The 11,616-nt window shown below is 68.2% G+C and carries 9 protein-coding genes; 5 read left to right on the forward strand and 4 right to left on the reverse strand.

Annotated elements, in window-relative coordinates; translation table 11 throughout:
* Window positions 1-36 precede the first annotated feature (36 nt).
* Window positions 37-474, forward strand: coding sequence for an SsgA family sporulation/cell division regulator (locus OG230_RS18220; RefSeq protein ID WP_328904793.1), 438 nt, complete (start codon window positions 37-39; stop codon window positions 472-474).
* Window positions 475-486: 12 nt separating this feature from the next.
* Here the strand turns inward: OG230_RS18220 and OG230_RS18225 are convergent, their stop codons facing one another.
* Window positions 487-1,818, reverse strand: coding sequence for a YibE/F family protein (locus OG230_RS18225; protein WP_328904794.1), 1,332 nt, complete (start codon window positions 1,816-1,818; stop codon window positions 487-489).
* Window positions 1,819-2,015: 197 nt separating this feature from the next.
* Between OG230_RS18225 and thiC the strand changes: the two genes are divergently transcribed.
* Window positions 2,016-3,818 carry a phosphomethylpyrimidine synthase ThiC gene (thiC, locus tag OG230_RS18230; RefSeq protein WP_328904795.1) on the forward strand — a complete coding sequence of 601 codons (1,803 nt, stop codon included), beginning with the start codon at window positions 2,016-2,018 and terminating at the stop codon, window positions 3,816-3,818.
* A gap of 82 nt (window positions 3,819-3,900) precedes the next feature.
* On the opposite strand, the gene OG230_RS18235 is transcribed toward thiC, so the two are convergent.
* The 3 genes from OG230_RS18235 to OG230_RS18245 all read right to left on the reverse strand — a co-directional run bounded on the left by OG230_RS18235 (window position 3,901) and on the right by OG230_RS18245 (window position 7,262).
* Window positions 3,901-4,725 (reverse strand): hypothetical protein, encoded by an 825-nt coding sequence (locus OG230_RS18235; RefSeq protein WP_328904796.1) that lies wholly within the window; start codon window positions 4,723-4,725, stop codon window positions 3,901-3,903.
* Window positions 4,726-4,907: 182 nt separating this feature from the next.
* Window positions 4,908-5,981, reverse strand: coding sequence for a metallophosphoesterase (locus OG230_RS18240; protein ID WP_443051594.1), 1,074 nt, complete (start codon window positions 5,979-5,981; stop codon window positions 4,908-4,910).
* A gap of 159 nt (window positions 5,982-6,140) precedes the next feature.
* Window positions 6,141-7,262 carry a LacI family DNA-binding transcriptional regulator gene (locus tag OG230_RS18245; protein ID WP_328904798.1) on the reverse strand — a complete coding sequence of 374 codons (1,122 nt, stop codon included), beginning with the start codon at window positions 7,260-7,262 and terminating at the stop codon, window positions 6,141-6,143.
* A 403-nt stretch (window positions 7,263-7,665) separates the two neighbouring features.
* Between OG230_RS18245 and hisC the strand changes: the two genes are divergently transcribed.
* The 3 genes from hisC (at window position 7,666) to cydB (ending at window position 11,585) form a co-directional block, all read left to right on the forward strand.
* Entirely contained in the window at window positions 7,666-8,742 is a 1,077-nt protein-coding gene (hisC, locus tag OG230_RS18250; RefSeq protein ID WP_328904799.1) for a histidinol-phosphate transaminase, read from the forward strand.
* A 311-nt stretch (window positions 8,743-9,053) separates the two neighbouring features.
* Entirely contained in the window at window positions 9,054-10,565 is a 1,512-nt protein-coding gene (locus tag OG230_RS18255; RefSeq protein ID WP_328904800.1) for a cytochrome ubiquinol oxidase subunit I, read from the forward strand.
* Between the two features lie 18 nt (window positions 10,566-10,583).
* Window positions 10,584-11,585: a cytochrome d ubiquinol oxidase subunit II gene (gene cydB, locus OG230_RS18260; RefSeq protein ID WP_328904801.1), complete on the forward strand. Its 1,002-nt coding sequence runs from the start codon at window positions 10,584-10,586 to the stop codon at window positions 11,583-11,585.
* The last annotated feature ends 31 nt before the right edge of the window (window positions 11,586-11,616 follow it).

Here is an 11,616-nt window from a genome sequence, read left to right on the forward strand (position 1 = left end):
ATTCCTGGCCAGTTTCATCTACCGCGGGGTTGAACGATGCGCGAGTCGGTTCAAGCAGAGGTCATGATGAGCTTCCTCGTTTCCGAGGAGCTCTCGTTCCGTATTCCGGTGGAGCTCCGGTACGAGGTTTCTGATCCGTACGCGATCCGGATGACCTTCCACCTGCCGGGCGATGCCCCTGTCACCTGGGCTTTTGGCCGTGAGCTGCTGCTCGACGGTCTCAACAGCCCCAGTGGTGACGGGGATGTGCACATCGGTCCGACCGAGCCCGAAGGGCTTTCCGATGTACACATCCGGCTCCAGGTCGGGGCGGACCGGGCCCTCTTCCGAGCCGGCACGGCGCCTCTCGTGGCCTTTCTCGACCGGACGGACAAACTGGTGCCGCTCGGTCAGGAGCACACGCTGAGTGACTTCGAGGGCAACCTGGAAGAGGCGCTGGGCCGGATCCTCGCCGAGGAGCAGAACGCCGGCTGAGGGGGCTCGTCGTTACAGCTTGCGACGACGGCCTCTCCCGGTCCGTGCGGGTGCAGGAGCTCCGGCTTCCGCGCCGACCCCTGTGCGGTCCGCGGAGACCACCAGCGCCGCGAGCGCTGTCGTCACCGGCACCGAGGCGACCAGTCCGATAGAACCGATCAGCGTCCGGACGATCTCCACCGCCACCAGTTCGCTGTTGGCCACCGTCCCCACGCTGCTCTGGGCGATGGAGAAGAGCAGGAGCAGGGGCAGCGCGGCTCCCGCGTAGGCGAGCACCAGCGTGTTGACGACCGAGGCGATGTGGTCGCGGCCGATTCTGATCCCCGCCTTGTAGAGCTTCCGCGCTCCCATCGACGGGTCCGCCTGGTGCAGTTCCCAGACCGCCGACGTCTGGGTGACCGTCACGTCGTCGAGCACACCGAGCGAGCCGATGATGACGCCGGCCAGCAGCAGACCGCTCATGTCGATCTCCGGGAACAGACCGTGGATGAGACCGGTGTTGTCGTCGGTGTTCCCTGACAGGCTCGCCCAGCCGATGAACAGCGAGCCGAGCAGCCCGATCAGCAGCAGTGAGATGAGTGTGCCGATGACGGCCACGGAGGTGCGGGCCGTCAGCCCGTGGCACAGATAGAGGGCGGCCAGCATGATGGCGCTCGCCCCGATCACCGCGACGACCAGCGGATTCGATCCCTGAAGAATCGCTGGCAGGATGAACAGGGTCAGCACGGCGAACGAGACGGCGAGCGCGATGAGCGCCATCAGTCCGCGCAGCCTGCCCACCACGACCACGGCCAGTGCGAAGATTCCGGCCAGCACCGCCAGGGGCAGCTTCCGGTTCACATCGGTCACCGAGTACTGGAGATCGCGGGGTGCGTCGGGCGCGTACGCCACGACCACGCCCTGACCCTCCTTCAGTTGCCTCGGGGCGTCCGGCTGGACGATCTCGACGAACTCGCGGCCCTTGTCCGCGCCGCTGGTCACCTCGATCGTGGCCTTCTTGCAGTCCCCCGTCTGCGCATTGACCGCCTCGCGTCCCGAGGCTGTCGAGGTGTCACCGGTCGCCGGAACCTGTGCGGCGTTCACATCCGCGCAGTCCACCGTGTCGACCTGGACCACCTTGCCGGACTCGGTCTGCCGGTCGAAGCCGACGCCCGTGCGCTCGTGGGCGGGGGCGCCGCCCGGCCAGAACGCCACGAGGCCGACGACGACCGCCGTGGCGAACGGAATCAGCACGGCCGCGATGACCTTGCGCAGATGCTTGGAGACAGGGGCGGCGGGGCCATGGCTGTGCGAGTGGCCGTGCGCGGTGCCCTGCGGTTCGGGATCGCTTGAGGAGGAGGTCACCGGGCGATCATCGCAAGAACGGGAGGGGCCCTCTATTCAGCACGCCATGAAGGACGCTAGCGTGGTGGCACCTTTGCACACGCGGGAGCTCGGAGCACCGGGCTGAGAGGGCGCTGACCTCCGTACACCGGTACGGAACAGGCTGCGCCGACCGCCGAACCTGTTACCGGGTAATGCCGGCGTAGGGAGTAGGTCTCATGACCACAGCGGACGCACGCACGCCTGCCTCGACGCAGAATGCGCAGAATGCGCAGGACGCACCGAACGACGAGGCCGGGAAGTCCATCGGCTGGCACAAGGGATACGTCCAGGGCTCACGCCCGGACCTCCGGGTGCCGGTCCGTCAGGTGCACCTCACCAACGGCAAGGACGTGACGCTGTACGACACGTCCGGGCCGTACACCGATCCCACCATCGACACCGATGTCCGGCGCGGGCTCACGCCGCTCCGGGAGAACTGGATCATCGCCCGCGGCGACACCGAGGAGTACGCCGGCCGTCCCGGGCGCCCCGAGGACGACGGCCTCAAGCACACCTCTCCCCGCGGCGGTCTGCGCAACCTCGACGCGGTGTTCCCGGGCCGGCCCCGGCAGCCGCGCCGCAGCCGTGACGGACGGCCGGTCACCCAGCTCGCGTACGCCCGACGCGGCGACATCACCCCGGAGATGGAGTACGTCGCGATCCGGGAGAACGTCGAGCCCGAGGTCGTGCGCGAGGAGATCGCCGCGGGCCGGGCCGTCATGCCGGTCAACGTCAACCACCCGGAGATCGAGCCGATGATCATCGGCAAGCGATTCCTCGTGAAGGTCAACGCGAACATCGGCAACTCCGCGGTCACCTCCTCCATCGAGGAGGAGGTGGACAAGATGACCTGGGCGACCAAGTGGGGCGCCGACACGGTCATGGACCTCTCCACCGGCCGCAACATCCACACCACCCGCGAATGGGTCCTGCGCAACTCCCCCGTTCCCATCGGCACGGTGCCGCTCTACCAGGCCCTCGAAAAGGTCGACGGCAGGGCCGAGGAACTGACCTGGGAGATCTACAAGGACACCGTCATCGAGCAGGCCGAGCAGGGCGTCGACTACATGACGGTGCACGCCGGCGTGCGCCTGCCGTACGTGCCGATGACCGCGCGCCGCAAGACCGGCATCGTCTCGCGCGGCGGCTCGATCATGGCGGCCTGGTGCCTCGCGCACCACAAGGAGTCGTTCCTCTACGAGAACTTCGAGGAGCTCTGCGAGATCCTCGCGACGTACGACGTGACGTACTCGCTGGGCGACGGGCTGCGCCCCGGTTCGATCGCCGACGCCAACGACGAGGCGCAGTTCGCCGAACTGCGCACGCTCGGCGAGCTGAACACCGTCGCCAAGCGCTTCGGTGTCCAGACGATGATCGAGGGTCCGGGCCATGTCCCGATGCACAAGATCAAGGAGAACATCGACCTCCAGCAGGAGATCTGCGAGGAGGCGCCGTTCTACACGCTCGGCCCGCTGACCACGGATGTCGCTCCCGCGTACGACCACATCACCTCCGGGATCGGCGCCGCGATGATCGCCTGGTGGGGCACCGCGATGCTCTGCTACGTCACGCCCAAGGAGCACCTGGGGCTGCCCAACCGGGACGACGTGAAGACCGGCGTGATCACCTACAAGATCGCGGCCCACGCGGCGGACCTCGCCAAGGGGCATCCGGGAGCGCAGGACTGGGACGACGCGCTGTCGGACGCCCGGTTCGAGTTCCGCTGGGAGGACCAGTTCAACCTGGCGCTCGACCCGGTCACGGCACGGGAGTTCCACGACGAGACGCTGCCGGCCGAGCCGGCGAAGACGGCCCACTTCTGCTCGATGTGCGGTCCGAAGTTCTGTTCCATGAAGATCTCGCAGGACATCCGGCGTGAGCACGGGGGCTCGCAGACGGAGATCGAGGCGGGTATGGCCGAGAAGTCGAAGGAGTTCGCGGCGGCCGGAAACCGGGTCTATCTGCCGCTCGCGGACTGACGCCGCCGACGCCACCGCACGGGCCGGGTGCAGCCATGGGCTGCCCCGGCCCTCGGGCGTTCCGCACCCGGAACGCCCGGGGTCACTCCGGCTGGTGCTCGGGGCCGCCGAAGTCCGGACTGGTGAAGTCGGGGCTGGTGAAGGTCGGACGCGGGCCCGCGGACGGTCCGTCGGACGGGCCGGAGAAGTCCGGTCTGCTGTAGCCGATCTTCGGGATGCGGTTCGGGGAGCGGTGCGGGGTCCGGGAGGCCGGGCCCGCGGTCGGGTCGGCGAGGGCGTCCCGCAGGAACGGCAGGATTCCGCGCTCCAGCAGCGCGTGGCGCCACGCCTCCCGGGCGCGTGCCACGTCCTCGGGCAGCTCCTCCTCGGGATCCTCGGCCGGCAGCGAGGTGGCGCCGTTGCGCAGGGCCGTGACGAGGAGTCCGACGGCGGCGGCCAGGGTGGCTGCCGCGGCGACCGCGCCGAAGAACCAGCCGGCGGTGACCATCGTGTCGGCGAACGCCAGGTCCGGGCCGAGGGCCTGGAGCAGATAGCCGACGAGCAGGAAGATCACGGCGGCGGTGCCGGCGAGGACCGGGGCCAGGGCGGTGATGACGGCTCCTATGCCGGCGCCCGCCCCGCTGGTCTCGTCCGGCGCGGATCCGATGGCGTGGGCGAGGGCCGGATCACCGGCGGGACCGCGCAGTTCACCGCGGACCTTCACGTAGTGCTCGTACTCGGTGGCCGCGGCGGCCGTGATCAGAGCCGTGGCGTTGAGCGCCATCGTGCGCAGCTGTTCCGGATTGAGCCGGTCGCCGACCCCGTCCAGGGCCGGGTGTTCGTCGGCGTGACGCAGCGCGTCATCGAGGATCCGCTCGTACTCCGGGCGGTCCTCGGCCAGCAGGTGCGGAGCGCTTTTCATGTGCATCCCCCGATGCTCCGTAGGGCCTGACTGACCGCGTGAACCGGGCAATTGGGCGGAAACGGAGGAGAGCCTGCGACTGATACGCCGATGGTAGAGCGCCCACGGCACGGGGTGACAGGGGGTTTCCGTAAATAGGCCCGGTGGTCGGCGTGGTCAGGTCGTGGATGCGTCTTCCCCGGACTGCTTCATTCATGCAGGGGGAGTTGGACCACCAGTAGCTTTCCGGCCATGGTCACGCCGCCGTCCATGGCGATGGCGAGCCCGTCCGCGTACACGTGCGGGCCTTCCACGACGGGACGCGAGCTGTCTTCGCCGTCCTCCGAACCGACCTCGCCGAGCAGATACGGAATGGGGCTGTGGCCGTGGACCACGCGCTGCCCGCCGTACGTCGCCATCAGTTCGCGTACGGCGTCGGCGCCTCCCTCGTCCCGGAAGGCGAACCGCTTGGTCAGCTTGCGGAAGACGTCCCAGCACTCGTCGGCGTCGTTACGCGTGAGGATGGCGTGCACCGTGTCGTTGACGTCCTCGATGGTGGAGCCGTAGTCGAGGTAGGCCGTCGTGTCGGAGTGCATCAGCAGATGCCCGTCCTCCTCGACGACTGCGTCGAGCCGGGACATCCACTGGAGGTGGACGTCCTGGAGCCGGTCCATGTCGGACTTCTGGCCGCCGTTGAGCAGCCAGGCCGCCTGGAAGGTCGCGGTGCCCGCGCCGGAGTTCACCGGGGTGTCGCCGAACCGCTTGGCTCCGATGAGCAGCAGTTCGTGGTTGCCCATCAGGGCCTTGCAGTAGCCGCCGGCGGCGGCGGCCTCGGCGGAGAGGCGCATCACGAGGTCGATGACGCCGATGCCGTCCGGTCCGCGGTCCGTGAAGTCACCGAGGAACCAGAGCCGGGCATTGCCCGCCGCCCAGGCGCCGTCGGCGTCGATGAGGCCCTGCTCGGCGAGGGCGGCGAGGAGCTCGTCCAGATAGCCGTGGACGTCTCCGACGACGTAGAGCGGACCGCGCCCCGCGTCGCCGGCCGGCCGCTGCTCGGGGACGGGGCGCACCTCGACGGTGTCCTCGCGCCTGATCACGGGCAGATCGCGCTCGGTGGGCGTGTAGCCCTCCGGCGGCTCGTCGCTCATCGCCACGCTGCCGGGATGCGGCGAGGGCGGGGGCACGGGCGTCTGCGCATACGGCGGGACGCGAAAGTCACGCAACGTCGCCGTCCGCACCACGGGTTCCTGACCGGCCCCCTGAGTCATCGACCCCTCCACCACCGTCGCGCCGCCGTACACCTGACGGGCCCTGCCTGGTAGAGGTGGTCCGCGGTGTCGTGCGCCCATCATAGGAATGCGGATCGTGCTGTGTGACGCACCAGGGGTGGTGAATCCGTGCGCACGTACGGTTCACCGGTTGATTGGCCCGGATTGTCCGGATCAGTCCCCGGCCGGAGAGCGCGGAGCGCTGACCGTGGTGCGTGGCGGGCGGCGTTGTGACGACGTCCGGACGATGAGCTCCGTCGGTATTACCTGTTCGAGGGGCCCGTCGTGCTCGACGCCCTCGATGGCGTCGATGAGGAGCTGGACGACCGCCGTGCCGATTCTGCGCGGCTTCAGGGACAGCGTCGTGATGGGCGGTTCGGTGGTCGCGTACACAGTGGACTCGCTGCAGCAGACGAGCAGGAGGTCTTCGGGGACGCGCAGGCCGTACCGGCGGGCGGCGGCCAGTAGATCCGTGCCGTTGGGGTCGAAGAGCCCGTACACGGCGTCGGGCCGGTCCGGGCGGGCCAGGAGGCGGTCGGCCGCCACGGCGCCCGCACACGGGTCGTGGGCCGGATAGGACTCGTACACCGGGTCCTGGCCCACGCGCTCGCACCAGTGGAGGTAGGCGGTGGTGGAGAGCCGGGTGTACGTGTCGGTGGTGGTGCCGGTCAGCAGGCCGATGCGGCGGGCTCCGGCGGCGGCCAGGTGGTCGAGGAGGTCGAGGACGGCGGCCCGGTGGTCGTTGTCCACCCAGGCGGTGACCGGAAGCGACCCGGCGGGGCGGCCGTCCGAGACGACGGGGACCCCCTGGCGGACGAGTTCGGTGACGACCGGGTCCTGGTCGGACGGGTCGATGACGACGGTGCCGTCCAGCGCCACGTTCGACCAGACGTCGACGGTGCTGTGGCGGGAGGTCGCGGGAAGGATGACGAGGGCGTAGCCGCGGGCGAGCGCCGCGGACGTCGCGGCTCTCGCCATCTCCGCGAAGTACGCGAATTCGGTGAAGGTGAAAGGTTCATCCCCGTACGTGGTCACGGTCAGGCCGATCAGCCCCGACTTGCCCGTACGGAGGGTTCGGGCCGCGGCGGACGGGCGATAGCCCAGACGCTCGGCGACCTCGCGGACATGGCGGCGGGTGGCGTCCGGGAGCCTGCCCTTGCCGTTGAGCGCGTCGGAGACGGTCGTGATGGAGACCCCGGCCGCGGCGGCTACATCCCGGATACCCGCCCGTCCTTGCCGGCCGTTGCGCCGGGGCGTCTCTGTCCGGCTCACCTGGTGCTTCCCTGCTGCTGTCATGGCGAGCCGATAGTAGGGCTCGGACGCCTGGTTGGGCCGGTCGCATATTCACCCGTTGACAGGCACGTTTCTGCATGGTCGTTTGCTGCCAAATACCTTGCAAAACAAGGGTGTTGGTGGGTTGGACGCAAGTGTGTCATGTGCCGAAGTGGATGGGCCTACTAAATGGTCGATGTTTCGAAGAGGTCTCAACTCACCTCTTCGAGGGATGCGCGCCACGGAGTGAGCCACCGGCGCGCGGCGGAATACCAAACGCTCCCCCTGTCCGGCCCGGATCGGGCGGGACCATTCCTCGCGCTTCCCCGCACAGCGGACGAATCCCGGCTCCGGCCATTCGCAGCGGCGCCGAATCCTCATAAGGTGAGCAGTATTGATGTGCACAGATGGTCGAGGAGGACCTGCGGTGAGCGATACGAGCCCCAAGCTGCGCGCCGAGCTGGACGGCGTGCCCGCCTACGTGCCGGGTAAGCCGGCGGCGGCCGGCGGTCCGGTCGCCTTCAAGCTTTCCTCCAACGAGAACCCGTTTCCGCCGTTGCCGGGCGTGATGGAGTCCGCGCTCGCCGCCGCCGCGGACTTCAACCGCTACCCGGACATGGCCTGCACCGGTCTGATGAACGAGCTGGCCGACCGATTCGGTGTGCCTGTCTCGCACCTGGCCACCGGTACCGGCTCGGTCGGGGTGGCGCAGCAGCTGCTCCAGGCCACGTCGGGCCCGGGTGACGAGGTCATCTACGCCTGGCGCTCCTTCGAGGCGTACCCGATCATCACGCAGGTCAGTGGTGCGACCTCGGTGAAGGTGCCGCTGACCGACGGTGACGTGCACGACCTGGACGCGATGGCGGACGCGATCACCGACCGGACGCGCCTGATCTTCGTCTGCAACCCGAACAACCCGACCGGCACGGTGGTCCGCAGGGCCGAGCTGGAGCGCTTCCTGGACCGGGTGCCGAGCGATGTGTTGGTGGTGCTCGACGAGGCGTACAAGGAGTTCATCCGGGACGTCGAGGTGCCCGACGGCATCGAGATCTACCGGGACCGGCCCAATGTCGCGGTGCTGCGGACCTTCTCCAAGGCGTACGGGCTGGCCGGTCTGCGGATCGGCTTCGCGGTGGCCCACGAGCCGGTCGCGGCGGCGTTGCGGAAGACGGCGGTCCCCTTCGGTGTCAGCCAGCTCGCGCAGGACGCGGCCGTCGCCTCGCTCCGTGCCGAGGACGAGCTGATGGGACGGGTCGGCTCCCTGGTCTCCGAGCGCACCCGGGTCTACGGCGAACTGCTGCGGCAGGGCTGGACCGTTCCGGAGTCGCAGGCCAACTTCGTGTGGCTGCGGCTCGGGGACCGTACGGTCGATTTCGCCGCGACGTGCGCGCGGGCCGGTGTCGTGGTCCGGCCGTTCGCCGGCGAGGGCGTACGGGTCACGATCGGGGAGTCCGAGGCCAACGACCTCTTCCTCAAGGTGGCGGAGTCGTACCGCAGCGAGTGACGAGCGCCGGGCCCGGCGGCCGCGGAGCCTTCCGCTCGCCGTAGCCGCCCGTCCTGTGTGCCGGTGGCCCCGGACCTCGATTGCCGAGGTCCGGGGCCACTGTGCTGGGCGGCGCGGGGTGCCGTGCGAGGGGGCGGCTGTCCGAAGAGTCCCGAGAGGCCCCCCCCCGATCGTGGGTCCCGAAAGTGTGTGCGCCATAATGCTTGTGAATGTGAACGCGTTCACAAGCGTGTCCCGGTTCCTCCCACGATCAGTGGGATTGGAGGGGCAAAGTGCCCCTGTGAACACGGCCCGGTAAGGAGAACGACGACGTGGACCTAGCTCTGGCGCCGGAGACCCTGGCGCGATGGCAATTCGGCATTACCACCGTCTACCACTTCCTGTTTGTCCCTCTGACGATCTCCCTCGCCGCGCTCACCGCCGGCCTGCAGACCGCCTGGGTGCGGACGAGCAACGAGAAGTACCTCAGGGCTACGAAGTTCTGGGGGAAGCTCTTCCTGATCAACATCGCCATGGGTGTCGTCACCGGCATCGTCCAGGAGTTCCAGTTCGGCATGAACTGGTCGGACTACTCGCGCTTCGTCGGCGACATCTTCGGTGCCCCGCTCGCCTTCGAGGCGCTGATCGCGTTCTTCTTCGAGTCCACGTTCATCGGACTGTGGATCTTCGGCTGGGACAAGCTGCCGAAGAAGATCCACCTCGCCTGCATGTGGATGGTCTCCATCGGCACCATCCTGTCCGCGTACTTCATCCTGGCGGCCAACTCCTGGATGCAGCACCCGGTCGGCTACCGCATAAACGAGGAACGCGGGCGCGCGGAGCTCACCGACTTCTGGCGGGTGCTCACCCAGAACACCGCGCTCACCCAGTTCTTCCACACCATCACGGCGGCCTTCCTCGTCGGCGGCGCCTTCATGGTCGGCATCGCCGCGTTCCACCTGGCACGCAAGAAGCACATCCCGGTGATGCGGACGTCGCTGCGGCTCGGGCTCGTCACCGTCGTGATCGCCGGTCTGTTCACGGCCGTCAGCGGTGACATGTTGGGCAAGGTGATGTTCAAGCAGCAGCCGATGAAGATGGCCGCTGCCGAGGCCCTGTGGGACGGGCAGTACTCCGCCCCCTTCTCGATCTTCGCCTACGGAGACGTCAGCAAGGGCCACAACACCGTGGAGATCTCGATCCCCGGGATACTGTCCTTCCTCGCCGACGACGACTTCAACTCGTACGTCCCCGGCATCAACGACATCAACCAGGCCGAGCAGGAACGGTTCGGCCCCGGTGACTACCGGCCCAACATCCCGGTCGCCTTCTGGAGCTTCCGCTGGATGATCGGCTTCGGCATGGCGTCCTTCGGCCTCGGGCTGCTCGGACTCTGGTTGACGCGGAAGAAGTTCCTGCTACCACCCGCGCTGCGGACCGGGGACGACGAGGTGCCCCATCTGGTCCTGTTCAGGAACAAGGCACTGAGCCCGAAGCTCACCAAGCTCTACTGGATCGTCGCCCTCTGGACCCTGCTCTTCCCGCTGATCGCCAACTCCTGGGGCTGGATCTTCACCGAGATGGGGCGTCAGCCCTGGGTCGTCTACGGCGTGCTCCAGACCCGCGACGCGGTCTCCCCCGGTGTCTCGCAGGGCGAGGTACTCACCTCGATGATCGTCTTCACCCTGCTCTACGCGGTGCTCGCCGTGATCGAGGTCAAGCTGCTCGTGAAGTACATCAAGGCCGGACCGCCGGAACTCACGGAGGACGACCTCAACCCGCCCACCAAGATCGGCGGTCATGACGACGAGGACGCCGACCGCCCGATGGCCTTCTCTTACTGAGAGCAGAGGAGCTGAGAGATGGAACTCCACGACGTCTGGTTCGTACTCATCGCCGTCCTCTGGACCGGCTACTTCTTCCTGGAGGGGTTCGACTTCGGTATCGGTGTCCTCACCAAGGTGCTGGCCCGCGACCGCAAGGAACGCAGGGTCCTGATCAACACGATCGGCCCCGTCTGGGACGGCAACGAGGTCTGGCTGCTCACCGCGGGCGGTGCGACCTTCGCCGCCTTCCCCGAGTGGTACGCCACGCTGTTCTCCGGCTTCTACCTGCCGCTGCTGATCATTCTGCTCTGCCTGATCGTGCGCGGTGTCGCCTTCGAGTACCGGGCGAAGCGGGCCGAGGAGAAGTGGCAGACCAACTGGGAACACGCGATCTTCTGGACCTCGCTGATCCCGGCGGTGCTCTGGGGGGTGGCCTTCGGCAACATCGTGCGCGGCGTGAAGATCGACGCCGACATGGAGTACGTCGGCAACTTCTGGGACCTGCTCAACCCGTACGCCATTCTTGGCGGACTGGTCACGCTCTTCCTCTTCACCTTCCACGGCACGGTGTTCGCCGGGCTCAAGACGGTCGGTGACATCCGGGAACGGGCCCGCAGGCTGGCGCTCAAGCTGGGGCCGGCCACCGCGGTCCTCGCGCTGGTCTTCCTGATCTGGACCCAGGTCGACAACGGTGACGGCTGGAGCCTGACGGCCATGATCGTCGCGGCCGTGGCGCTGGTCGCCGCGATCGGTGCCGTCGCGGCCGGACGCGAGGGCTGGTCGTTCGCGCTGTCCGGGCTGACCATCGTGGCGGCGGTCGCCATGCTCTTCCTGACGCTCTTCCCGAACGTCATGCCGTCCTCGCTGAACGACGCCTGGAACCTCACGGTCACCAACGCCTCGTCCACCCCGTACACGCTGAAGATCATGACCTGGTGCGCGGGCATCGCCACTCCCATCGTCCTGCTCTACCAGAGCTGGACCTACTGGGTGTTCCGCAAGCGCATCGGTACCCAGCACATCGCCGATGCGCACTGATCGCACCGGCCGCGCCGAGCTCTCTGGGGGC

The sequence above is a fragment of the Streptomyces sp. NBC_00234 genome (assembly GCF_036195325.1).
Taxonomy (GTDB): domain Bacteria; phylum Actinomycetota; class Actinomycetes; order Streptomycetales; family Streptomycetaceae; genus Streptomyces.